At 72.9% G+C, this 22,967-nt stretch carries 20 protein-coding genes; 15 read left to right on the top strand and 5 right to left on the bottom strand.

From position 1 onward, the window contains the following. Window positions 1-129: 129 nt before the first annotated feature. Window positions 130-1,044 carry a hypothetical protein gene (locus tag E8D34_RS16460; RefSeq protein WP_136595741.1) on the bottom strand — a complete coding sequence of 305 codons (915 nt, stop codon included), beginning with the start codon at window positions 1,042-1,044 and terminating at the stop codon, window positions 130-132. 379 nt (window positions 1,045-1,423) lie between these two features. Here E8D34_RS16460 and E8D34_RS16455 point away from each other — a divergent pair, with 379 nt between their 5' ends. The 9 genes from E8D34_RS16455 to E8D34_RS16415 all read left to right on the top strand — a co-directional run bounded on the left by E8D34_RS16455 (window position 1,424) and on the right by E8D34_RS16415 (window position 10,386). Next, complete coding sequence (locus E8D34_RS16455; protein ID WP_206056764.1) at window positions 1,424-2,926, top strand: NAD(P)H-hydrate dehydratase; 1,503 nt, start codon at window positions 1,424-1,426, stop codon at window positions 2,924-2,926. After that, window positions 2,923-4,122, top strand: coding sequence for an alanine racemase (alr, locus tag E8D34_RS16450; RefSeq protein ID WP_136595740.1), 1,200 nt, complete (start codon window positions 2,923-2,925; stop codon window positions 4,120-4,122). The genes E8D34_RS16455 and alr overlap by 4 nt, the downstream gene beginning before the upstream one ends. Continuing rightward, window positions 4,119-5,201 carry an alpha/beta hydrolase gene (locus E8D34_RS16445; protein ID WP_240771409.1) on the top strand — a complete coding sequence of 361 codons (1,083 nt, stop codon included), beginning with the start codon at window positions 4,119-4,121 and terminating at the stop codon, window positions 5,199-5,201. The genes alr and E8D34_RS16445 overlap by 4 nt, the downstream gene beginning before the upstream one ends. Next, window positions 5,198-6,241 (top strand): tRNA (adenosine(37)-N6)-threonylcarbamoyltransferase complex ATPase subunit type 1 TsaE, encoded by a 1,044-nt coding sequence (gene tsaE, locus E8D34_RS16440; RefSeq protein ID WP_136595739.1) that lies wholly within the window; start codon window positions 5,198-5,200, stop codon window positions 6,239-6,241. Before E8D34_RS16445 ends, tsaE begins: the two co-directional genes overlap by 4 nt. A 46-nt stretch (window positions 6,242-6,287) precedes the next feature. Then, complete coding sequence (gene tsaB / locus E8D34_RS16435) at window positions 6,288-6,938, top strand: tRNA (adenosine(37)-N6)-threonylcarbamoyltransferase complex dimerization subunit type 1 TsaB (protein ID WP_136595738.1); 651 nt, start codon at window positions 6,288-6,290, stop codon at window positions 6,936-6,938. Continuing rightward, complete coding sequence (locus E8D34_RS16430; RefSeq protein WP_136595737.1) at window positions 6,938-7,453, top strand: GNAT family N-acetyltransferase; 516 nt, start codon at window positions 6,938-6,940, stop codon at window positions 7,451-7,453. Before tsaB ends, E8D34_RS16430 begins: the two co-directional genes overlap by 1 nt. A 2-nt stretch (window positions 7,454-7,455) precedes the next feature. Beyond that, window positions 7,456-8,523: a tRNA (adenosine(37)-N6)-threonylcarbamoyltransferase complex transferase subunit TsaD gene (gene tsaD / locus E8D34_RS16425; protein WP_136595736.1), complete on the top strand. Its 1,068-nt coding sequence runs from the start codon at window positions 7,456-7,458 to the stop codon at window positions 8,521-8,523. A 112-nt stretch (window positions 8,524-8,635) separates the two neighbouring features. Then, on the top strand, window positions 8,636-9,748 hold the full coding sequence (locus tag E8D34_RS16420; RefSeq protein WP_136595735.1) for an S-(hydroxymethyl)mycothiol dehydrogenase: 1,113 nt from the start codon (window positions 8,636-8,638) through the stop codon (window positions 9,746-9,748). Continuing rightward, on the top strand, window positions 9,745-10,386 hold the full coding sequence (locus tag E8D34_RS16415) for an MBL fold metallo-hydrolase (RefSeq protein ID WP_136595734.1): 642 nt from the start codon (window positions 9,745-9,747) through the stop codon (window positions 10,384-10,386). Before E8D34_RS16420 ends, E8D34_RS16415 begins: the two co-directional genes overlap by 4 nt. A 179-nt stretch (window positions 10,387-10,565) precedes the next feature. On the opposite strand, the gene E8D34_RS16410 is transcribed toward E8D34_RS16415, so the two are convergent. After that, window positions 10,566-12,725, bottom strand: coding sequence for an MMPL family transporter (locus E8D34_RS16410; RefSeq protein WP_136595733.1), 2,160 nt, complete (start codon window positions 12,723-12,725; stop codon window positions 10,566-10,568). 94 nt (window positions 12,726-12,819) lie between these two features. Here E8D34_RS16410 and E8D34_RS16405 point away from each other — a divergent pair, with 94 nt between their 5' ends. After that, on the top strand, window positions 12,820-13,692 hold the full coding sequence (locus tag E8D34_RS16405; RefSeq protein ID WP_168929481.1) for an oxygenase MpaB family protein: 873 nt from the start codon (window positions 12,820-12,822) through the stop codon (window positions 13,690-13,692). 19 nt (window positions 13,693-13,711) lie between these two features. On the opposite strand, the gene E8D34_RS16400 is transcribed toward E8D34_RS16405, so the two are convergent. Next, entirely contained in the window at window positions 13,712-14,887 is a 1,176-nt protein-coding gene (locus tag E8D34_RS16400; RefSeq protein WP_136595731.1) for a class I SAM-dependent methyltransferase, read from the bottom strand. 218 nt (window positions 14,888-15,105) lie between these two features. Here E8D34_RS16400 and groES point away from each other — a divergent pair, with 218 nt between their 5' ends. Then, entirely contained in the window at window positions 15,106-15,399 is a 294-nt protein-coding gene (gene groES, locus E8D34_RS16395; RefSeq protein WP_136595730.1) for a co-chaperone GroES, read from the top strand. Between the two features lie 84 nt (window positions 15,400-15,483). Further along, window positions 15,484-17,109, top strand: coding sequence for a chaperonin GroEL (gene groL / locus E8D34_RS16390; protein WP_136595729.1), 1,626 nt, complete (start codon window positions 15,484-15,486; stop codon window positions 17,107-17,109). Between the two features lie 94 nt (window positions 17,110-17,203). Here the strand turns inward: groL and E8D34_RS16385 are convergent, their stop codons facing one another. After that, a complete protein-coding gene (locus E8D34_RS16385; RefSeq protein ID WP_136595728.1) occupies window positions 17,204-17,758 on the bottom strand; it encodes a 2,4'-dihydroxyacetophenone dioxygenase family protein in 555 nt (184 codons plus the stop codon). Between the two features lie 148 nt (window positions 17,759-17,906). Between E8D34_RS16385 and E8D34_RS16380 the strand changes: the two genes are divergently transcribed. Together E8D34_RS16380 and E8D34_RS16375 are read left to right on the top strand one after the other, a co-directional pair. Beyond that, the gene (locus E8D34_RS16380) at window positions 17,907-18,953 is read left to right on the top strand and encodes an AraC family transcriptional regulator (protein ID WP_136595727.1); all 1,047 of its coding nucleotides are present in this window, start codon (window positions 17,907-17,909) and stop codon (window positions 18,951-18,953) included. A 55-nt stretch (window positions 18,954-19,008) separates the two neighbouring features. After that, window positions 19,009-19,875, top strand: coding sequence for a GNAT family N-acetyltransferase (locus E8D34_RS16375; RefSeq protein WP_136595726.1), 867 nt, complete (start codon window positions 19,009-19,011; stop codon window positions 19,873-19,875). A gap of 29 nt (window positions 19,876-19,904) precedes the next feature. Here E8D34_RS16375 and zwf read toward each other — a convergent pair whose 3' ends face one another. Then, window positions 19,905-21,362 (bottom strand): glucose-6-phosphate dehydrogenase, encoded by a 1,458-nt coding sequence (gene zwf, locus E8D34_RS16370; RefSeq protein ID WP_136595725.1) that lies wholly within the window; start codon window positions 21,360-21,362, stop codon window positions 19,905-19,907. A 47-nt stretch (window positions 21,363-21,409) separates the two neighbouring features. On the opposite strand from zwf, the gene guaB reads away from it, so the two are divergent. Further along, window positions 21,410-22,918, top strand: a complete 1,509-nt coding sequence (guaB, locus tag E8D34_RS16365; RefSeq protein WP_136595724.1) for an IMP dehydrogenase — start codon at window positions 21,410-21,412, stop codon at window positions 22,916-22,918. Window positions 22,919-22,967 lie beyond the last annotated feature (49 nt).

Genomic DNA, 22,967 nt, shown 5'->3' with positions numbered 1-22,967 from the left:
TGGCCCCGACCGCCGTCCAGGCGGCCTAACCCCAACTGTCACCTGTCCGTGCAGCAGTCCCGGGTGCCTGCGTGGGTCGTGTGCCTGAGGCATCGGTATACGGGGGTGTCAGGCACACGAGCCAGCTGATCACGCGGCGCGCGGAACCAAGCCGAGCGCGATCAGGTCGCGCGCGACCTCGTGGGGCTCGTGACGCACCTCGAACGCGGTCGCCCTGATGAGCAGGCGACCGGGCGCGGTGAGCCTCCGGGAGCGGCGGATGTCGGCCTCCCACTGGCTCGCCGCCATGTGGAAGCTGCCGTCGACCTCGAGGACCAGCGTCGTCCCGTCGCCCAGTCGCCACTCGCAGTCGGTCCAGCGCTGGCGGCCGTCGGCATCGGTCCGCGTGTTCTGCGTCTGCGGTTCGGGCCAGCCGTAGCGACGACACATCCGCAGCACGTCCCGCTCCGCCGTCGAGTGCGCGCCGCCCTCGATGTCACGCATCATCGCCCGGAACCCCGGAGCTCGTCGCAGCGGCTTGAGCACCCTGATCCACTCCAGCAGGCGGTCGGGGGTGGTCAGCCCCTGCTGGACAGCCGCCGCGAGCACCCCGTACGCCGGCCGCAAGGGGGCGTCGTACGCGGCCCACAGCAGCAGGGCGGGTTCGAGGTGGCAGGACGGCAGCCCCGACTTGGGCGACGCGAGCAGTCCGAACGGGCGGCGGGATCGGAAGAAGCGCACTCCCGGCACCGGTTCGAACGCGAGCTCGTCGTCGACCAGCACCGTGATGGTGGCGCGCTCCCACCCGACCAGGCCGTGCCGCGCGCCCGCGGTCAGACCGCCGAGCAGGCTGCATGGGCCAGCGTGGAGTACGCCCAGCCAGCGCTGTTGGTCGACGGTCAGCTCGCCGGTGAACGTGCTGATCACACGGGGCGTGCGAGTCGCCCATCGGCCGGCCGCGACCTGGCGGTCCACCGCGTTCCACCCGATCCCGCGGGCGGTCAACTGGCGCCGGGCGAGCATGCCGGACTGGCGGCGTGCGAGTGCTTCGATGTCGTGGTTCATGCCGCCTCGATGCCTCGTCAGGTGGCCCGGCAATCCTGCGATGTTCGTTGTCCACAGGATTGCCCTGGCCAGACTCTGGTGGGTCGTGTGCCTGAGGCATCGGAATTCCGGGTTGTGGGGCACACGAGGCGGTTCGGCGTGGGCGGCTGCACGGGCCGTGTGCCTGAGGCATCGGTATAGCGGGGTGTGGGGCACACGGCGGCTCTCAGGCACACGCCCCACCACCGCCGCGGGGTCTGAGGCACACGCCCCACCACCGCCGCGGGGTCTGAGGCACACGACCCACCACCGCCGCGCGCTCCGACGCACACGACCCACCACCGCCGCGGGGTCTGAGGCACACGACCGCACCCCTCCCGACCCGACTACCGTGGCGCCCGTGATCCGTGCGCACACCGTGGAGCAGGTCCGCGCCGCCGAGCAGGCGCTGATGGCTCGTCTGCCCGAGGGCACGCTGATGCAGCGCGCGGCCACCGGACTGGCGCACGCGGTGGCCGGCCTCCTCGGTGGGGTGTACGGACGCCGGGTCGTGCTGCTGGTCGGTCCCGGCGACAACGGCGGCGATGCCCTGTACGCCGGAGCGCAGCTCGCCCGGCGCGGCGCAGCCGTCGAGGCCTGGCTGCTGGCGGCCCAGGCCCACCCCGCGGGCGGCGACGCCCTGCGGGCGGCCGGCGGACGCCTGGTCGACGCCAGCGACGGCCCACCCCGCACGAGCACGAGCCCCAGCGCCAGCCCGAGCCCCAGCGCCAGCCCCAGTACCCCCGACGTCGTGGTCGACGGCATCGTCGGCATCGGCGGGCGCCCCGGCCTCCGCGCCAACGCCGTCGCCGCCCTGGCCGCCCTCCAGGGGGTCCCGGTGGTGGCGGTCGACGTGCCCTCGGGGGTGGACGTGGACACCGGCGAGGTCGACGGGCCGCACGTGGTCGCCGACCTCACCGTCACCTTCGGCACCCACAAGGTGGCGCACCTGGTCGATCCCGCGGCCCACGCCGCCGGCGCGCTGCACCTGGTCGACATCGGACTCGACATCGGACTCGACACCGGCCCCGACGGTGACCTCGCCGACCGCCCGGCCGACGTGACCGCGCTGCAGCCGGCGGATGTCGCCGCGCTGCTGCCGCGCCCGGCCCCCGACGCGCACAAGTACTCCCGCGGCGTGGTCGGCGTCCGCGCCGGCTCGGCGACCTACCCCGGGGCCGCTCGACTCAGCGTCGCCGGCGCCTCCTGCGGCCTGGTCGGCATGGTCCGGTACGTCGGCGACGCCAGCGTGCGCGCCGCGGTCCAGGCCGACCATCCCGAGGTGGTCGGCGACGGTCGTGTCCAGGCCTGGGTGGTCGGCTCCGGCAGCGACGAGGGGGCGCGGGCCGCGCTGGAGGAGGCGCTGGCCGACAACGTACCGGTCCTGGTCGACGCGGATGCGCTGGCGCTGCCCGACCTGGCCGACCTGGTCCACGGCCGCCCCGGGCCACGGCGCGCGGTGCTCACCCCGCACGCCGGTGAGCTGGCCCGGATGCTCGGCGTCGACCGCGCGCGGGTCGAGGCGCGGCCGTTGGCGCACGCCCGCCGCGCGGCACGCGAGTACGACGCCGTCGTGCTGCTCAAGGGCCACCACACCCTCGTCTGCCGGCCCGACGGGCGGACCGCGGTGACCACCACCGGCACGCCGTGGCTGGCCACGGCCGGCGCGGGCGACGTGCTCGGCGGGGTGATCGGTGCGCTGCTCGCCGCGGGGCTGGATCCGTTCGACGCGGCGGCCGTCGGATCGTGGCTGCACGGTGCCGCCGCGACCCTCGCCGCGGGCCGCGGGCCGATACGCGCCGGCGACGTCGCCGCGGGGCTGCCGGCCCTGATCGGGCGAGTGATGGGAGAATCGATGGCATGAACCCCACCCCGGGCCACCCGGAGATCCGCGTCGATGTCGGCGCGATCCGGGCCAACGCGCGCCTGCTGCGTGCCCATGCCGGGGTGCCGCTGATCGCCGTGGTCAAGGCGGACGGCTACGGGCACGGGATGGTCGAGTCGGCCCACGCGGCCCTGGCCGGAGGAGCGGACTGGCTCGCGGTGGCCACGCCCGAGGAGGCGCTGGCGCTGCGCGAGGCGGGACTCCCGGGCCGCATCCTGTGCTGGCTCACCACGCCCGACACCGACTACAAGGCGTGCCTGCGGGCCTCCCTCGACGTCACGGCGTACTCGGTCGCCGAGCTGGACGAGATCGCGGAGGCCGCCGCCACGCTGACCGGTGCGGGCGCGGGTGACGGCCGGGCGCGGGTCCAGCTGAAGGTGGACACCGGCCTCTCCCGCGGTGGGGCACCGCGCAGCGAGTGGGCGGAGCTCTTCGAGCGCGCCCGCCGGGGCGAGCGGGAGGGCTCGTGGCGGATCACCGGCGTGTGGTCCCACCTGGCGTGCTCCGACGACCCCGAGCACCCGGCCAACGACGCCCAGGAGGCCTCGTTCCGCGAGGCGATCACGGCGGCGCGGGCCGCCGGCCTGACGCCCGAGATCTGCCACCTGGCCAACTCGGCGGCCGCGATCCTGCGCCCCTCGGCGCGGTTCGACGCGGTGCGCTGCGGGATCGCCCTCTACGGCCTCGACCCGGCGCCCGGGAACACCCCGGACCTCGGGCTGCGGCCCGCGATGACGGTCCGCGCCCCGCTGGTGATGGTCAAGGACGCCGCGCCCGGCGCGGGTGTCTCCTACGGCCACCTCTGGCGGGCACGGCGCGAGACCACCCTCGGCCTCGTGCCGTTGGGCTACGGTGACGGCATCCCGCGGCACGCCTCCTCCGCGGACCCCGCCACCGCCGCCGAGGTCCTGGTCGCCGGACGCCGACGTCCGATCCGCGGGCGGGTCTGCATGGACCAGTTCGTCGTCGACCTCGACGGGGACCGGCCGCCGGTCGGTGCCGACGCGGTGCTGTTCGGACCCGGCGACGACGGCGAGCCGACCGCGCAGGACTGGGCCGAGGCGTGCGGCACCATCAACTACGAGATCGTGACCCGGATCGGAGGACGCATGTCCCGGACGCACCACGACGGCGGCGACGTCGGGGGCCCCGGCCCGGACGGGAGCACGCCGTGAGCGCCCGTGGCCGGTTCCTCACCTCGATGGCGGGCGCCCTGGGCGTGGCCGCCGTCGGCACCGCGCTGGGCATCGCCCGGGAGCAGCGCCAGATCAGCCGCCGCGCGGGCGAGGACCTGTCGTTCGGCGAGCTGCGCTCGGAGCCGATGACGGTGATCGCCGACGACGGCGTCCCGTTGCGGGTGGAGGTCGACGAGCTCGGCGAGGAGATCGCCACCGGGCTGTTCCGGCGCAGCCGTTCGAGCACACCGCCGGTGACCGTGCTCTTCGTGCACGGGTTCTGCCTGCAGATGGACTGCTGGCACTTCCAGCGCGCGGCGTACCGCGGCCTGGTCCGCGCCGTCTTCTACGACCAGCGCTCCCACGGCCGCTCGGGCAAGTCCTCACGGGAGAACGCCACGATCGACCAGCTCGGCCGTGACCTCAAGGCCGTGATCGACGCCGCCGTGCCGGACGGCCCGGTGGTGCTCGTCGGGCACTCGATGGGCGGGATGTCGATCATCGCGCTCGCCGAGCAGTACCCAGAGATGATCGGTGACAAGGTCGTCGGGGTCGGCCTGATCGCCACCACCGCCGGCGGTCTGGACCCGAGCCGGATGCTGCTGCCGCTGGTGCCGGCCAAGCTCGCCGGCCCGTTCAGCCACCGCGCCGTCAGCACCCTGCACCGCCGTCACCGACACATCGACGGCCTGCGTCGGCTCGGTCGGGCGGTCGCCACCGTGGCCACGGACCGGCTCGCCTTCGGCAAGGAGGTCCCCCGGGGGTACGTCGAGTTCGTCGACGACATGCTCTCGGCCACCTCGTTCGAGGTGATCGCCGACTTCTTCCCGCACTTCGCCGGGCTGGACAAGTTCCACCTGATCGAGCTGTTCGGGAACGTGCCCACCTCGATCATCGGCGGCACCGCCGACCGGCTGACCTCCATCGGCCACGCCCGCAAGCTGCACAGCCGGATCCCCGGATCGCGGCTGCTGGAGTGCGAGGGCGCCGGCCACATGGTGATCCTGGAGTGCCACGACCTGGTCAACGCCGAGCTGGACCAGCTGATCACCGCGGCCACGGCGGTCCGATCCCGATGAGCACGACGGAGACCGGGCGCCACGGCGACCCGGCGGAGGGCGCCGGCGCGACCGGCACGACCGGCACGACCGGCACGACCGGCGCCGAGGAGCTGACGATCCGTGCGGTCGGCCCCGAGGCCGCGGGCGCGGTGCTCGCGGTGGTCCGCGCCGCCTTCGCCGACCGCGTGCCGCTGGACCCGCCCACCGACGCGCTCAGCGAGGACATCGACTCGCTGACGACCAAGCTGTCCCACACCGGAGGCATGGTCGCCGAGGTCGACGGCCACCCGGTCGCCGCGGTGGTCTTCGACCCGGAGGGCGAGCCCGGCGAGGAGCCCGACCACGCCGCCGTCTACCTGCGCCGGTTCGGGGTCGCCCCCGCCGCGCAGGGCAGGGGCGTGGCACGCCGGCTGGTCGCCGCGGCCGTCGAGCACGTCGCTCGGCACCTGCCGAAGGCGGACCGGTTGGTCGTGCTCGCCCGCGAGGAGCTGCCGGCCACCATCGGCTTCTGGCGCGAGCAGGGCTTCGTGGAGACCGGCCGGCACACGCCGTACGTCGAGCTGTCGCGGCCCGTCCCGCGTCGCTACGAGGTGCCCACCGCGGAGGCGATGCGCGAGCTCGCGGAGCGACTGGCGACCGTGCTGCGCGCCGGCGACGTACTGGTCCTGACCGGAGAGCTCGGGGCGGGCAAGACCACCTTCACCCAGGGCCTGGGGGCGGGGCTGGGGGTGCGCGGCGGGGTGACCTCGCCGACGTTCGTGATCGCACGGGTGCACCCGTCGCTCAACAGCGGGCCGGCGCTGGTCCATGTCGATGCCTACCGCCTGCACGGGTCCGCCGAGCTCGACGACCTCGACCTGGACACCGACCTCGACCAGGCCGTCACCGTCGTGGAGTGGGGTGAGGGACTCGCCGAGGCGCTCACCGACTCCCCGTTGCAGGTCCGGATCCTGCGCGAGCTGGCCGCGCCCGACGCCGACCCCGACGACGACCCGCGGGTCGTCGAGGTGGTCCGCGCCGGTGCCCGGTGGGTGGGTGCCCGGCTGCCGATGCGCTAGGCGACTGCCGGGGAGGGATGCTGGGGCGATGCCCTAGGCTCGTCGAGTGCTGCTCGCGTTCGACACCGCCTCACCGACGGTGACCGTAGCCCTCCACGACGGCAACGAGGTGACCGTCGAGCTCACCTCCGACCAGGCCATGCGCCACGGTGAGCAGCTGGCGCCGCTCATCGAACGGGCGCTGGCGCAAGGCGGCGTCGCCCCCGGCGACCTGACGGCGATCGCGGTCGGCGCCGGGCCGGGGCCGTTCACCGGCCTACGGGTCGGGCTGGTCACCGCGCGCACCCTCGGCCACGTCCTGGGCATCCCCGTGCACGGCGTCTGCTCCCTCGACGTCCTGGCCGCCGAGGCCATCGCGAACGGCATGGCGACCGGCGCCGTCGAGGGGCCGTTCCTGGTGGCCACCGACGCCCGGCGTAAGGAGGTCTACCTGGCCTCGTACGACGAGCGCGGCCGCCGCGTCGAGGGGCCCGTGGTGGACCGGCCCGCCGCGGTCGCCAGCGACCTGCCGGTCGTGGGGGAGGGCGGGGCGCTCTACCCGGACGCGTTCCCCGGGGCCCGCCCCCCGCTGCGCCCCTCGGCGGGCTTCCTGGCGCGTGCCGTCGCCGGCTGGCTGGTCGAGCTCCTCGACCCGGAGCCGCTCTACCTGCGCCGCCCGGACGCGGAGATCCCGCGCTCGCCGAAGCCGGTCTCGTGATGGGTCTCGGGGACCCGGTCCGGGTGCGCCCGGGCGAGGTGAGCGACCTCGACGCTGTCGTCGCCCTGGAGGACGAGGGGTTCGGTGCCGACTCCTGGTCGCGCAACCTCGTCGCCGACGGCCTCGGTGGCGGGGTGCCGACCGTCAGCTACCTGGTGGCCGACCGGTCGGGCCCCGACGGCGTCCCGGACGTGCGCGCCTACGCGGTGGTCAGCGTCGTCGGTGACGACGCCGAGCTGCAGAGGATCGTGACCGCGCCGGCGCAGCGCCGCGAGGGCCTGGCGCGGCGGCTGCTGGACGGCGTACGGGACCTGGCGAAGGGAGCCGGCGCCACCCGCCTGCTGCTCGAGGTCCGGGAGGACAACCGCCCGGCGCTCGCGCTCTACCTGGGCGAGGGCTTCGTGGAGATCGCCCGGCGCCCGCGCTACTACCGCGACGGCGCCACCGCGGTGATCCTGGAGCGCCACCTGAACCCGATCGGCGGCGACGCGACCGCGAACAGAATGGAGGTCTGAGCATGCGCGAGGAACCGCTGGTGCTCGGCATCGAGACGTCCTGCGACGAGACCGGCGTCGGCATCGTGCGCGGCCACACCCTGCTCGCCGACGCGGTGGCCAGCAGCGTGGAGGAGCACGCCCGGTTCGGCGGCGTGGTGCCGGAGGTGGCCAGCCGGGCGCACCTGGAGGCGATGGTCCCCACCATCGACCGCGCCTGCGAGACCGCCGGGATCACCCTCAAGGACGTGGACGCGATCGCGGTCACCCACGGTCCGGGCCTCGCCGGCGCGCTGCTGGTCGGCGTGGCCAGCGCGAAGGCGCTGGCGCTGGGTCTGGGCAAGCCGCTCTACGGCGTCAACCACCTGGCCTCGCACGTGGCGGTCGACCAGCTGGAGCACGGTCCGCTGCCCGAGCCGTGCCTGGCGCTGCTCGTCTCCGGCGGCCACTCCAGCCTGCTCAGGGTCACCGACATCACCGGCGACCACGGTGAGGGCGCCGGCGTGGACCCGATGGGCGCGACCATCGACGACGCGGCCGGCGAGGCCTTCGACAAGGTCGCCCGGCTGCTGGGCCTGCCGTTCCCCGGCGGCCCGCACATCGACCGCAGCGCCCGCGAGGGCGACCGGGTCGCCATCGACTTCCCGCGCGGCCTGACCAGCCGCCGCGACCTGGAGCGGCACCGCTTCGACTTCTCGTTCTCCGGGCTCAAGACCTCCGTGGCGCGCTGGGTCGAGGCGCGGGAGCGCACCGGCGAGCCGGTGCCGGTGGCCGACGTCGCCGCGTCGTTCCAGGAGGCGGTCTGCGACGTGCTGGTCCGCAAGGCGTTGGACGCCGCCCGCTCGGAGGGCATCGAGGACCTGATGATCGGCGGCGGCGTTGCCGCGAACTCGCGGCTGCGGGCGATGGCCGAGGAGCGGGCGGCGAAGCTCGGCATCCGGGTGCGCGTGCCCCGGCCGGGCCTGTGCACCGACAACGGCGCGATGGTCGCGGCGCTCGGCTCCACGATGGTCGCTCGCGGGCGCACGCCGTCCTCGCTGGACCTGCCGGCCGACTCCAGCCTGCCGGTCACCGATGTGCTTGCCGGATAGGCAGTTCACTGCCAGGCGTGACTGTTTACCCGAAGGCAACCTCTGATCGTTAGTTTTGCCCCGCCCGTCCCCTTCGGCGCCTCGTTCGAGCGCCACCCCACCAGGAGGATCCATGCAGCAGGTCAAGGCCGTCGTCGCGCGCGAGAAGGGTGCCCCGGTCGAGCTCACCACGATCAACGTGCCCGACCCCGGTCCGGGCGAGGCGGTGGTGAAGATCCAGGCGTGCGGGGTCTGCCACACCGATCTGCACTACCGGGAGGGCGGCATCAACGACGAGTTCCCGTTCCTGCTCGGGCACGAGGCCGCGGGCATCGTCGAGTCGGTCGGCGAGGGCGTCACCGAGGTCGCCCCGGGCGACTTCGTGGTGCTCAACTGGCGCGCGGTCTGCGGCGAGTGCCGGGCCTGCAAGCGCGGTGACCTGCAGTACTGCTTCGCCACGCACAATGCCACGCAGCGGATGACCCTCGCCGAGGGCCCCGACGCCGGCACCGAGCTCTCCCCGGCCCTGGGCATCGGCGCGTTCGCCGAGAAGACCCTGGTCGCTGCGGGCCAGTGCACCAAGGTCGACCCTGACGCCCGCCCGGCCGCGGTCGGCCTGCTCGGCTGCGGCGTGATGGCCGGCATCGGCGCCGCGATCAACACCGGCGCGGTGACCCGCGGCAAGTCGGTGGCCGTGATCGGCTGCGGCGGCGTCGGCGTGGCCGCGATCGCCGGCTCCGCGCTGGCCGGGGCGAGCCCGATCATCGCCGTCGACATCGACGCGAAGAAGCTCGAGGCCGCCGCGAGGCTCGGCGCCACCCACACCGTCGACTCCTCGCAGGTCGACCCGGTGGAGGAGATCAAGCGGATCTGCGCGGAGACCTACGACGGCGCCGACGGCGCCGACGTGGTGGTCGAGGCGGTCGGCCGCCCCGAGACCTGGAAGCAGGCCTTCTACGCCCGCGACCTGGCCGGCACCGTGGTCCTGGTCGGCGTGCCCACCCCGGACATGAAGGTGCCCGACCTGCCGCTGATCGACGTGTTCGGCCGCGGCGGCGCCCTCAAGTCCAGCTGGTACGGCGACTGCCTGCCCAGCCGGGACTTCCCGATGCTGGTGGACCTCTACCGGCAGGGCCGGCTCGACCTGGACGCCTTCGTCTCCGAGGAGATCGGCATCGAGGACGTCGAGGCCGCCTTCGAGCGGATGCACCACGGCGACGTGCTGCGCTCGGTGGTCGTCCTGTGAGCGTGCGCGTCGACCACGCGGTCACCAGCGGCACGTTCAGCCTCGACGGGGAGACCTTCGACGTCGACAACAACATCTGGGTGGTCGGCGACGACGAGGAGTGCGTCGTCATCGACGCCCCGCACTCGGTCGAGGACATCCTGGCCGTGGCGGGGGAGCGGACGATCAAGGCGATCGTGCTGACCCACGCCCACGACGACCACTGCCGGATGGCGCCGGCGCTGCGCGAGGCCGCCAACGGCGGCTCCGGCGCGCCGATCCTGCTGCACCCCGACGACCGTCCGCTGTGGGAGCTCACCCACGGCGGGCCGGACGCCGAGGACGGCTACCTGTGGGACCTGGACCTGGCCGACGGCCAGACCATCGAGGTCGCCGGCACCACACTGCGGGTGATCCACACGCCGGGCCACGCCCCGGGCGCGGTCTGCCTCTACGCCGAGGACCTGGGCTGCGTCTTCACCGGCGACACGCTCTTCCACGGCGGCCCCGGCGCGACCGGCCGGTCCTTCAGCGACCGGCCGACCCTGGAGGCCTCGATCCGGGCCTCGCTGTTCGGCCTGCCGGCCGACACCGTCGTGCACACCGGCCACGGGGACGACACCACGATCGGCGCGGAGGCCGACGCGCTGGGGCGCTGAGCCTCGTGCACGGATGAGGGGTCGTGTGCCTGATGCCCCGGCATGGGCGGGTGTCAGGCACACGACCCGAGGCGGTGCCGGCGCGACCACCAGCAGCAACGCCAGCAACGCCAGCGGCCCCGGCCACCCGAGTGATCGGGCGACCGGGGCCGCTGCGCGTGGTGCTGCTGGAGCAGTCGTCAGGCCCGGACGGGCTCCTCCACGGGCTCGTCCGGCTCGGCCGGCGCCTTTTCGTCCCCGTGGCCGGGCCACCAGGCGGCGTGCCCGATCAGCGCGGTCAGCGCCGGGGTGAAGAACATCGCCATCACGAAGGCCGCCATGAAGATGCCGAACGAGAGCGCGAAGCCCATCGAGACGATCAGCGTGTTGCCGCCGAGCATCAGCGAGGCGAACGTGCCGGCCAGGATCACGCCGGCGGCGGCGATCGTCGGACCGGCGTGCTTGACCGCCTCCGCGGCGGCTGCCCGCGGGTCCTTGCCCTCGCGCGCCTCCTCGCGCAGGCGAGCGATCATCAGGATGTTGTAGTCGGTGCCGAGCGCCGTCACGAACAGGTAGATGTAGATCGGCAGCATGAAGATCAGGCCGGGCTCGCCCTGCACGTGCTGGAAGACGATCACCGTCGCGCCGAGGGTCGCGGCGAAGCCGAGGCCGACCGCCGCCATCAGGTAGAGCGGGGCGACCAGGCTGCGCAGCAGCAGCGCCAGGATCAGCATGATCACGAGCGCGGCCACCGGGAAGACGACCTTGTAGTCGCGGACCATCGCCTGCTGCATGTCGACGAAGATCGACGGCGTGCCGCCGACGTACGCCGTGGTGCCCTCGGGTGCCGCGGAGTGCGCGACCTCGCGGAGCGGCCCCTCGACCAGGTCCTGTGCCTCGTCGGAGGCCGGGTCCACGGAGAGGATGAGCGAGATCTGGGCCGTGGTCCCGTCCTCGGAGAGCTGGGTCGGCGCGACCTGCGCGACCCCGTCAGCGCCGGCCAGGGCCGAGCTGTACGTCGCCAGCGCCTGCTCGTCCAGGGTGCCCTCGTCGGCCTGGACCAGCACGGGCACCGGGTCCGAGGTGCCCGCCGCGAAGTGGTCGAGGTAGGTCGCCTGCGCCTGGCTGGACTCGAGGTCCTCGGGGACGCTGGAGCTGAAGTCGAACGACGGCGCGAAGCCGAGGGCGAAGACAGCGAGCGCGGCCATCACCAGGCCGGAGCCGGTCGCGTAGAGGCCGGGTCGGCGCGCCAGGCCCTCGCCGCGGGCCGCGAAGCGCGCCGCCTCGGGCTCGACCTTCCACTTCTTCGACGGCCAGAACAGGGCGCGGCCGAGCACCGTGACCACGGCCGGGACCAGGGTCAGCGCGGCGACCAGGGTGACCGCCACCGCGATCGCCAGGGCCGGGCCGATGGCCTTGAAGATGCCCAGCGAGCTCAGCACCAGGGCCATGAACGCCGCGATCACGGCACCGCCGGCGGAGGCGATAGCCTCGCCCGCACGCTCCAGCGCGTAGACCACGGCGCCCGGGGTGTCGGCGACCTGCCGCATCCGCTCCCGGTAGCGGAAGAGGAAGAACAGGATGTAGTCGGTGCCGATGCCGTAGAGGACGACCACCAGGATCGTCTCGATCGACGAGTCGGCCTTGAGATCGAAGGCCTCGTTGGCCCAGGAGATCAACCCGGTCGCCACGAGCGAGACGATGGTGACCACGACCACCGGCATCAGGCAGATGATCACGCTGCGGAAGATGATCGCCAGGAGCGTGACGATCAGGACGATCGTCGCGATGCCGACGATGGCCAGGGTCTTCTCGCTCGACTCCTGGGAGTCGAGGCTCTGCAGCACCGGGCCTCCGGACTGCACCGTCAGGCCGGAGTCGGCGACGAGGTCGTCGAGGTCGCTGCGCAGGGCCTGGCCGTCCTCGATCGCCTGCGGGTCGTAGCCGGTGGCGCCGTCGGCGAGGCCGACGATGCCCAGCGCGACCTGGCCGTCGGCGGAGACGTTGGGCTGGCCCTGCTCGTTCACGACGAAGACCTGCGGCAGGAAGGTCTTGGTCTCGAGCTGCGGGCCCAGCTCCTCGGCGACCCGGGCGACCTCGGCCTGGTCCTCCTCGGTGAGCGGCTCCCCGTCCTCCCGCTCGAAGACCAGGATGGCGGCAGGCGTGATGGCGGCCGGGAACTTCTCGGCCTGCAGCGTCATCGCCTGGATCGACTCGTAGTGGTCGGGCAGGAAGTCCGACTCCTCCGAGGTGGTCTGCAGGGCGGGGGCGAGCGAGACGACGGCGACGGCGAGCGCCACCCAGGCGCCGATCACGTACCAGGGATGACGGGAGATGAACCGTCCTAGGGCTTTGAACACGGGAGAAAACGCTAGCGTGGTCGATCGGGTGGTCAGCGCCATTTTCGGTTGCGATCCGGTGACGGCTGGCGGCGCACTGCCTAGGCTCGACGGCGTGAGCGAGGGCTACTTCCCGCCGGGCTCGATGCTGCGGCACGTGCAGTCGCACCGCGCGGTCGGCCAGACCTACGGCCAGCGGGCGCTCATCATCGGCGCGACCCACCCGGTGCCCTATGTCGGCACCTCGCAGTCGACGCTGGCCAGGGAGCGCCCCTTCGAGCGACTGGCGCGCACCGCGCTGGCGTTCGAGACGGTCTTCTTCGCGCCGCGGGAGGAGGCCGATCGGCTGCTCGGCGCGGTGCGCGGGATGCACCGCCGGGTGCGCGGCGAGCTCGACCGCGACGAGGGCACCTTCGCGGCGGGGACGCCGTACGACGCCTTCGATCCCGAGCTGATGCTGTGGACGATGGCGATGCTGGCCGACTCCTCGCGGGTCGCCTTCGAGACGCTGGTCCGTCCGTTGAGCCGTGCCGAGCGCGACGACCTGTGGGCCGACTGGGTGCGGTTCGGGGTGCTCTTCGGGATGCCCGAGGACGTGGCGCCCGCCGACTCGGCGGCGTTCGAGCGCTGGATGCAGGGCTGGTACGACGGCGGGCGGATGCACCTGACCGAGGAGGCCCGGGCGGTGGGTCGGGCGATCGCCACCGACATGCCGGTGCCGTGGCCGATGACGCCGGGCATCCGGATGACGAACCTGACGGTGATCGGGATGCTGCCGGCCCCGGTGCGCGACCTGTTCGGCCTGCGCTGGACCCCCGCGCACGCGGCGGCCTGGCGGTCGCTGACCGCCGCCGTCCGTGCCTCCCAGCGGGTGGTCCCGGACCGGGTCCGGCTCGGCGACAACGCGGACCTGCATCGGCTGGTGATCCGCACCGAGCGCGCCGCCGCGGCCCGCGGTCGCCGCACGATCGACCTCCCGGCGGCCTGAGGCCGCAGGCTGACGTCGCTCAGAGCGGCTCGACCAGCAACGCCGTCCCCGCCCCCGCCACGCGCGTCAGCACGATCGTCGCCGGCACGTCCCCGGAGAGCGCCAGCCGCTTGCGCAGCTGCTCGGGAACGACGTCCACGCCGCGCTTCTTGATGGTCAGGGTGCCCACGCCGCGCTCGCGCAGGGCGGCCTTGAGCTGCTTCTCCCGGTACGGCAGCTCCTCGAGCACCCGGTAGCCGCGGGCGAACGGGGTGTGGAACGCCTGCTCGGCGGAGACGTAGGCGATCTTCGGGTCCAGCAGGCCGCCGCCGACCCCCGCGGCCACGGCGGTGACCAGGCCGGCGCGGATCACCGCGCCGTCGGGCTCGTACAGGTAGGCGCCCACCGGGCGGACGCCGACCGCCTCGGGACCGGGGTCCTCCTCGTCGGTGATCGTGGCCAGGCCGCCGTCGCCGAGGACCGTCGCGCGGCGGCCGGTCGTCGCGGTCCGGCCCGACCACAGTGCGGCCTCCTTGACCTCGCCCGCGTCGCTGACCCACTCGGCCTCGACCCCGGACGGGATCAGGTCGTGCGGGATCCCGGGGGCGACCTTCACGCAGGCGTCGCGGCGCAGCAGCTGCTCGACCCAGGTCCACGGCGGCGTCCAGTCCTCGGCCCGCCAGGCGCGCCCGGCGCCGCCGCGGCGGGCCGGGTCGGCGAAGGCCAGGTCGAAGGGGGAGTGGTCGAGCGTGGTGGCGTCGGCGACCTGGACCGCGCCGGGCACGCCGAGGGCGGCGAGGTTGGCCTCCGCGACCGCGACCCGGACCGGGTCGAGGTCCACGCCCGCGACGACCAGGCCGGCCCGCGCGGCGGCGATCAGGTCGCCGCCGATCCCGCAGCCGAGGTCGATCAGGGTCCGGGCGCCGAACGCCGCGTACCGGCCCGCGCGGTGGGTGGCCACCCTCGACCGGGTGGCCTGCTCGAGGGCGTCGGGGGTGAAGTACATCCGCGCCGCGTCCGCGCCGAACTTCGGCTCCGCCGCGCGCCGCAGCGCGACCTGCGTGAGCGCCGCGGCGGCGTGGTCCGCGCTGGCGGTGCGCCGCAGCAGGGTGTTGACCCGCAGCTCCGGCTCGCCGGCGGCGATCGCCGTGCCCGCCTGCGCGAGCAGCGCCTGGCCGTCGTCGGTGAGCAGCCACCGGAACGCGTCAAGATCCACCGGGACATCCTGCCAGCCGGTCAGGTTCGGGGTCCCTTCTGGCACTCGCTGGGAGTGAGTGCTAGTTTCGTCGTTGGCACTCTCCTGGTGAGTGTGCCAGTGCTTGTGACGGAGTGCGACCCCCGCGACGGCGTACCCCCTCCCAAGCCCCAACGTGGGAGGGCATTGCTCTCCGATCCAAGTCAGACAACTTCTCAGCAGAGAAAGAGGTCGAACACGTGTCGATCAACATCAAGCCCCTCGAGGACCGCATCGTCGTCAAGCCCCTCGACGCCGAGCAGACCACGGCTTCGGGCCTGGTCATCCCGGACACCGCCAAGGAGAAGCCCCAGGAGGGCGAGGTCCTGGCCATCGGTCCCGGTCGGATCGACGACAACGGCAACCGCGTCCCGCTCGACGTCGCCGTCGGTGACAAGGTCATCTACAGCAAGTACGGCGGCACCGAGGTCAAGTACGCCGGTGCGGAGTACCTGATCCTGAGCGCCCGCGACGTTCTCGCTGTCGTTTCCTGATTCCCGACGGGTCGTGTGCCTGTGACATCGCTGTGACGCGGTGACAGGCACACGACCCGTTTCGCATCCCTCGAAGGAGAAGCAATGCCGAAGATCCTGGAGTTCGACGAGAACGCCCGGCGATCGCTCGAGCGCGGCGTCGACGCGCTCGCCAACACCGTCAAGGTGACGCTCGGCCCCAAGGGTCGCTACGTCGTCCTCGACAAGAAGTGGGGTGCCCCCACGATCACCAACGACGGCGTGACCGTCGCCCGCGACGTCGAGCTGGACGACCCGTTCGAGAACCTCGGTGCCCAGCTCACCAAGGAGGTCGCGACCAAGACCAACGACATCGCCGGTGACGGCACCACCACCGCGACCGTGCTCGCCCAGGCGATGGTCCACGAGGGTCTGCGCGCGGTCGCCGCGGGCTCCAACCCGATGGGGATCAAGCGCGGCATGGACAAGGCCGCCGCCGCCGTCTCCGACGCGCTGCGCGAGGCCGCTCGCGAGGTCGAGTCCCGCGAGGACATGGCCTCGGTGGCCACCATCTCCAGCCGCGACTCCCACATCGGCGACCTGCTCGCCGAGTCCTTCGACAAGGTCGGCAAGGACGGCGTGATCACGGTCGAGGAGTCCAACACCATGGGCACCGAGCTGGAGTTCACCGAGGGCATGCAGTTCGACAAGGGCTACCTGTCGGCCTACTTCGTGACCGACCAGGAGCGCATGGAGGCCGTCCTGGACGACGCCTTCATCCTGCTGCACCAGGGCAAGATCTCCTCGATCCAGGAGCTGCTGCCGCTGCTGGAGAAGGTCATCGCCGCCGGCAAGCCGCTGTTCATCCTCGCCGAGGACGTCGAGGGCGAGGCGCTCTCGACCCTGGTGGTCAACAAGATCCGCGGCACGTTCAACGCCGTCGCGGTGAAGAGCCCGGCCTTCGGCGACCGCCGCAAGGCGATGATGCAGGACATCGCGATCCTGACCGGCGGCACCGTGGTCGCCCCCGAGGTCGGCCTCAAGCTCGACCAGGTCGGCCTCGAGGTGCTGGGCCAGGCCCGCCGCGTCGTGGTCACCAAGGACAACACCACGATCGTCGAGGGTGCCGGCGACCACGCCGCCGTCGAGGGCCGCGTGGCCCAGATCAAGGCCGAGATCGACTCCACCGACTCCGACTGGGACCGCGAGAAGCTCCAGGAGCGCCTCGCGAAGCTGGCCGGCGGCGTGTGCGTGATCAAGGTCGGCGCCGCCACCGAGGTGGAGCTGAAGGAGAAGAAGCACCGGATCGAGGACGCGGTCTCCGCGACCCGCGCCGCGATCGAGGAGGGCATCGTGGCCGGCGGCGGTTCCGCCCTGGTGCACGCCGTCTCCGTCCTCGACGACGACCTCGGCCTCACCGGCGACGAGGCGGCCGGCGTGCGGATCGTCCGCAAGGCCGCCGACGAGCCGCTGCGCTGGATCGCCGAGAACGGCGGCGACAACGGCTACGTGGTGATCTCCAAGGTCCGCGAGGCCGGCCCCGGCAACGGCTTCAACGCCGCCACCGGCGAGTACGGCGACCTGGTCGCCCAGGGTGTCCTGGACCCGGTCAAGGTCACCCGCTCCGCGCTGGTCAACGCCACCTCGATCGCGGGCATGCTGCTCACGACCGAGACCCTGGTCGTGGACAAGCCCGAGGAGGAGGAGCCCGCGGCGGCCGGTCACGGCCACGGGCACGGGCACGGCCACTGATCCTGGCCGAGCCTGACGCTCCCCGAGCAGCGCGAAGGCCCCCACTCCGATGCGGAGCGGGGGCCTTCGTCGTACCTGCCCGACGGCGGGAGCGTCAGCCGGCGATGCCGGCCTCGCCGCCGGCGATGTACTTCGCCGGGCCCAGGCCCTGGGCCTCGGAGAGGGCGTCGGTGAGGTGGCGGACGAGCGCGGCGTCCAGGATCGAGTGGAAGGTGCCGTCGTCGTTGAAGTTGATGTTGGAGCCCTGGATCACGAAGAGCACGTTGGTGTCCTCGGTGTTGGTCTCGGGGCAGGCCAGGGTGTGCACCGAGGAGCCGGGCTCGTAGAGGTAGGAGCCCGCGGTCTGCGGCTGGTCCGGGTACTCGATGTAGTGCCAGGAGCCGGAGAGCGTGTACGCGTCCACCGCGTTGGTGTGGTAGTGCAGCGGGATCCGGGCGCCGGGGGCGAAGGTGGCCAGGACGACCCACACGCCGTTCTCCATGTCGATGCGGAGCGGCTTGAAGTGGACGCCCTCGCCCAGCGCGTCCTTGATCAGCGGCTGGTCGTTCGTGTTGACGGTCAGCAGCTCGCCCTGGGGGAGCGCGACGAACGGGAGCGGCGCGCCGGTCGAGGTGGCGGCGGGGCCGGGGGCGGTCGTGGTGACGGACATTGCTTCTCCTTGATCGGGGGACCGGTGAATCCGGTACTCGGTCGCGGCTCTTCCGGACACCTGTGACCATAGTCACCGTGACGGGGGTCATACTTGACGTCGTGCGACAGGGTTTTGACACTCCGCGACACTCCTCCGGGGCGCGCTGATGGCGATGATCAAGGCGAGCTCGCTCACCGGGTACGCCGACCTGGTGACCGAGCGCGGGGGCGATCCCGCGGCGCTGCTGCGCGCCGTCGGCCTGCGCCCGCGGATGCTGGACGACCCTGACGCCTTCATCGCCTACCGGTCCCTGGCGCAGGCCATGGAGCTGGCCGCCTCGTCGCTGGGGGACCCGTTCTTCGGCCTGGAGCTGGGCGGTCGCCAGGGCCTGGACATCCTGGGCCCGATCGCCGTGATCGCGCAGCACTCGCCGACGGTCGGTGCCGCGCTCGACAACATCGCCCGCTACCTGGTCGCCTACAGCCCGGCGATCGCCATCTCGGTGGCGCCGGTCTCCGGGACCGTCGCCCGCTTCGAGTTCGAGATCACCGCCACCGGGGTCGGCCCGGTCGCCCAGGCCTACGACCTCAGCCTCGCCGTGGCCCTGCAGAGCTTCCGGATCCTGGCCGGGGAGCGGTTCACGCCGGCACGGGTGCTGCTGCCGCACGCCGCGGTGGTCGCGCCGGCGGCGTACCGGGAGCGGATCGGCTGCACCGTGCTCTTCGACCAGGGCGTCTGCGGCTTCGAGTTCGACGCCCGCCTGCTCGGGCGGCACCTGGCCACCGACGATCCTCGGGTACGGCGACTGGCCGTCGACTACCTCAGCGGGATCGGCGCCCCCGCCGCCGACCGGCTCGAGGACCGGGTTCGGCTGCTGGTCAGCCGGACCCTCGCGGCCGGGCACTTCTCGATCGAGGCCACCGCGAGCCACCTCGCGCTGCACCCGCGCACCCTCCAACGCCGGCTGGCCGCCGAGGGGCTGCGGTTCGCCGATCTCGTCGACGAGGTCCGCCAGGAGACCGCGCGCCGCTACCTGGCGGAGTCCGGGCTCCAGTTCGGGCAGATCTCCGCGCTGCTCGGCTACAGCGAGCAGTCCGCGTTCAGTCGCGCGTGCGTGCGCTGGTTCGGGGAGCCTCCCCGCGTGGTCCGTGCGCGGTCCGCGAACGACCGCGCACCGGCCGAGGGCTCCCGGCCACGGCAGCCCCTCGAGTGATCGGGCGAAACATTCGCGGTCGCTTCGCGTGACCTCGCTCGGGCATAGTGAGGCCATGTTGTGGCGAGTGCGCGCCGACCTCCCCGACCGGCCCGGGACCCTGGCCGGTCTCGCCGCCGCGTGCGGTGCGTCGGGCGTCGACATCAAGCAGGTCCAGATCTTCCCCGAGCACGACCGGGTCACCGACGACCTCGTGCTCAGCACCCCCCAGGACTGGGGGCCCGAGGAGATCGAGGGCCTGGTCGCCGGGGCCGGCGGCACCGAGATCTCGGTGATGCGGTGCGGGACCGCGGCGCTGGACGACCAGCCGACCCGCTACGTCAACGCGGTCCGCTCGATCATCGCCCAGCCGGCGTCCTTCCCCGACGTCGCTGCGCACCTCTTCGACGCCGACGTCGCGGTCACCGGCGGCGAGCTGGACGTCCTGGAGATGAGCGTCGGCCCGGCCGCGACGATCCAGATCCGCCGTACCCCTCCCTTCACCGCCGTGGAGCGCGCCCGGGCCGAGGCGTTGGCCGAGCTGGTCCGTGAGGTGCTCCACGTGCGCACGCCCCCGGTTCCCATGACCGGCGCGATCGACGGAGACCCCGAGTTCGTCACCGAGGGCGGGGCGATCTCGGCGCTCGTCTCGGGCCTGGTCACCGGCCGGGCCACGGTCGAGGTGCTCGGCCACGCGGCCGACCCGTGGCCCGTGGACCTCTGGGTCGACCCTGCCTGGCACCGTCGCGGTATCGGCACGCGCCTGCTCTCCGGCATCGCGCGCGTCGCGCGGGCCCACGGAGCCGAGGAGATAGTGCTGACCGCGCCCTCCGACAGCCAGGCGGTGCTGCCGATGGTGCTGGCCGCCGGCATGCGCGGGCGGATCCGGATGGCGGGGGAGTCCCTCACCGTTCGGATCGCGGTCACCGAGCTCCGGGTCTGATCTCCGGGTCTGATCTCCGGGTCCGGGCCCTACGACCCCTGGAGCATCTCGTCGGCCGGACGGCTGCCGAGCCGCCAGCCGCCGATGGGCAGGTCGACGGCCTCCGCCGGGCCCCAGGTCCCCTGGTCGTACGTCGACACCGGCGGGCGGCGGTCCAGCACCGGCTGGCAGATCTCCCACAGCCGCTCCACCTCGTCGGAGCTGATGAACAGCGTCCGGTCCCCGCGCAGCACCTCCAGCAGCAGCCGCTCGTAGGCCTCGAGCGGGTCGGAGTCGGGTGCGTCGCCGACCAGGTCGAGGCGGAACACGCCCTCCACCAGGGACATCTGCGGCCCCGGGCGCTTGGCACGGACCTCGATCGCGATCCGCGGCTGGTCGGCGAGCTCGAAGACCAGCTCGTTCGGCGAGGGCTGGCTCCCGTCCTCCGGCTTGAGCCAGCGATGGCGGGGGTCGTGGAAGCGGACCGTGATGGTGCGCCGCCCCTCGGCCATCGCCTTGCCGGTGCGCAGGTAGAACGGCACCCCGCGCCAGCGGTCGTTGTCGATCCAGGCCTCCATCGCGACCAGCGTCTCCACGTCGGAGTCGTCGGCCACGTCGGGCTCGTCGCGGTAGCCCTCGTACTGGCCGAACACGACCCGCCCCGGGTCCAGCGGGCGCACGGCGCTGAAGACCGCCGCCTTCGCGGCGCGCAGCGCGGACTCCCGGTAGGCGTGGGGGTCCTCCAGCGCGACGAAGCCGAGCAGCTGGAACAGGTGGGTGGTGACCATGTCGCGCAGGCAGCCGGTGCCCTCGTAGAAGGAGCCCCGGCCCTCGGTCGTCAGCTGCTCGGGGACGTCGATCTGCACCGACTCGATCGTGTGCCGGTTCCATGCCGGCTCGAACAGCCCGTTGGAGAAGCGCAGCGCGAGGATGTTCTGCACCGCCTCCTTGCCCAGGAAGTGGTCGATGCGGAAGACCTGCTCCTCGGCGAAGACCGATGAGATCACCGCGTTCAGCTCGCGAGCCGAGGAGAGGTCGGTGCCGAACGGCTTCTCGGCCACCAGGCGGGAACGGGCGACCAGGTCCTCGCGCTCCAGCATCCCCACCATGCCCCGCACCGCGGTGGGCGGCACCGAGAGGTAGAGCAGTCGTCGTACCTCGCCGAGCAGGCAGGAGCACTCGGCCAGCAGCCGGTCCTCGGCGTCCCGGACGGCCTTGCCCAGGGCGGCGCCGTCCTCCGCCGAGGACGGGACGTAGCGGACCTGCTCCAGCATGCGCCCCAGCGCCTCGGCGTCGACGTCGTCGGCGAACTCGTCGAGCGCCTCGCGCACCTGGTCGCGGAACTCCTCGTCGGACATCTCGTGCCGGCCGGTGCCGATCATCTCGAAGTGATCGGGCAGCCGCCCGTCGATGGCCAGGTGGTACAGGCCGGGGAACAGCTTGCGCGCCGCCAGGTCGCCGGTGGCGCCGAAGAGGACGAGTACGTGCGGGGCCAGGTCGGAGGTCACACCCCCAGCGTGTCTGACCAGTCAAGACCTGCGCCTAGACTGATCCGGTGGAGGTCACCGAAGTTCCCGCCAAGTTCGCACCGCTCGGACTCACCTACGACGACGTCCTGCTCCTCCCGGGGCACTCGGACATGGTGCCCGACGAGATCGACACGACCTCGCGGCTGACCCGCGAGATCTCCCTGAGGGCGCCCCTGATCAGCGCCGCGATGGACACCGTGACCGAGTCGCGGATGGCCATCGCGATGGCGCGGCAGGGCGGCATCGGGATCCTGCACCGGAACCTCTCGATCACCGAGCAGGCCTACCAGGTCGACCTGGTCAAGCGGACCCAGACCGGGATCATCTCCAACCCGGTCACCATCGGGCCCGACGCGACCCTGGAGGAGCTGGACCGGATCTGCGGGGAGTACCGCGTCTCCGGCCTGCCCGTCGTCGACGGCGACGACAAGCTGCTCGGCATCTGCACCAACCGCGACCTGCGGTTCACGCCGGTCGCGGAGTGGGCCACCACCAAGGTCGACGAGGTGATGACCCCGATGCCGCTGGTCACCGGCCGGGTCGGGATCAGCCGCGACGAGGCCACCCTGCTGCTGCGCCAGCACAAGCGCGAGCGGCTCCCGCTGGTCGACGAGGACGGTCGCCTGGGCGGCCTGATCACGGTCAAGGACTTCGTGAAGTCCGAGCAGTTCCCGCTCGCCTCCAAGGACGCCGACGGCCGACTCCTGGTCGGCGCCGCGATCGGCTACTTCGGCGACGCGTGGGAGCGCGCCACCACGTTGATCGAGGCCGGTGTCGACGTGCTCGTCGCCGACACCGCGCACGGCCACGTCACGCTGCTGCTGGACATGGTCCGCCGGCTCAAGTCCGACCCCGCGACCAAGCACGTCCAGGTGATCGGCGGCAACGTCGCCACCCGGGCCGGCGCGCAGGCGTTCGTCGACGCGGGCGCGGACGCCGTCAAGGTCGGCTTCGGCCCCGGCTCGATCTGCACCACCCGCGTCGTCACCGGCTGCGGCGTACCCCAGGTGACCGCCGTCTACGAGGCCTCGCTGGCCGCCGGCCCGGCCGGCGTCCCGGTGATCGCCGACGGCGGCCTGCAGCAGTCCGGCGACATCGCCAAGGCGATCGTGGCCGGTGCGGAGTCGGTGATGATCGGCTCGATGCTCGCCGGCTGCGAGGAGTCGCCCGGTGACGTGGTGTTCCACCAGGGCAAGCAGTTCAAGTCCTACCGGGGCATGGGCTCGATGGGCGCGATGTCCAGCCGCGGCAAGAAGTCCTACTCCAAGGACCGCTACTTCCAGGCCGAGGTGGCCAGCGACGACAAGATCGTGCCCGAGGGCATCGAGGGCCAGGTGGCGTACAAGGGTCCGCTGGCCGGCGTCGCGCACCAGCTGATCGGCGGTCTGTCGCAGTCGATGTTCTACGTCGGCGCCCGCAACGTCGCCGAGCTGCAGGCCAAGGGCCAGTTCATCCGGATCACCGCGGCCTCGCTCAAGGAGAGCCACCCGCACGACATCGAGATGACCGTGGAGGCCCCGAACTACCACCGCTGAGGCCCGGGCGCCGGATACGCGGGCGCTGGCTTCGTCAGGGGCGCTGGCC

This window comes from Nocardioides sp. GY 10113, from assembly GCF_004919105.1.
Lineage (GTDB): Bacteria > Actinomycetota > Actinomycetes > Propionibacteriales > Nocardioidaceae > Nocardioides.
Note: the sequence above shows the minus strand (reverse complement) of the source record. Positions and strands in the feature narration are given on the sequence as shown.

What these genes read in the sequence shown, in the direction of transcription:
- E8D34_RS16385 (WP_136595728.1), bottom strand. Translation starts at nt 17,758, where the DNA reads ATGTCCGTCACCACGACCGCCCCCGGCCCCGCCGCCACCTCGACCGGC.
- E8D34_RS16420 (WP_136595735.1), top strand. Translation starts at nt 8,636, where the DNA reads ATGCAGCAGGTCAAGGCCGTCGTCGCGCGCGAGAAGGGTGCCCCGGTC.
- tsaE (WP_136595739.1), top strand. Translation starts at nt 5,198, where the DNA reads ATGAGCACGACGGAGACCGGGCGCCACGGCGACCCGGCGGAGGGCGCC.
- groL (WP_136595729.1), top strand. Translation starts at nt 15,484, where the DNA reads ATGCCGAAGATCCTGGAGTTCGACGAGAACGCCCGGCGATCGCTCGAG.
- tsaD (WP_136595736.1), top strand. Translation starts at nt 7,456, where the DNA reads ATGCGCGAGGAACCGCTGGTGCTCGGCATCGAGACGTCCTGCGACGAG.
- E8D34_RS16430 (WP_136595737.1), top strand. Translation starts at nt 6,938, where the DNA reads ATGGGTCTCGGGGACCCGGTCCGGGTGCGCCCGGGCGAGGTGAGCGAC.
- E8D34_RS16460 (WP_136595741.1), bottom strand. Translation starts at nt 1,044, where the DNA reads ATGAACCACGACATCGAAGCACTCGCACGCCGCCAGTCCGGCATGCTC.
- E8D34_RS16380 (WP_136595727.1), top strand. Translation starts at nt 17,907, where the DNA reads ATGGCGATGATCAAGGCGAGCTCGCTCACCGGGTACGCCGACCTGGTG.
- E8D34_RS16375 (WP_136595726.1), top strand. Translation starts at nt 19,009, where the DNA reads ATGTTGTGGCGAGTGCGCGCCGACCTCCCCGACCGGCCCGGGACCCTG.
- alr (WP_136595740.1), top strand. Translation starts at nt 2,923, where the DNA reads ATGAACCCCACCCCGGGCCACCCGGAGATCCGCGTCGATGTCGGCGCG.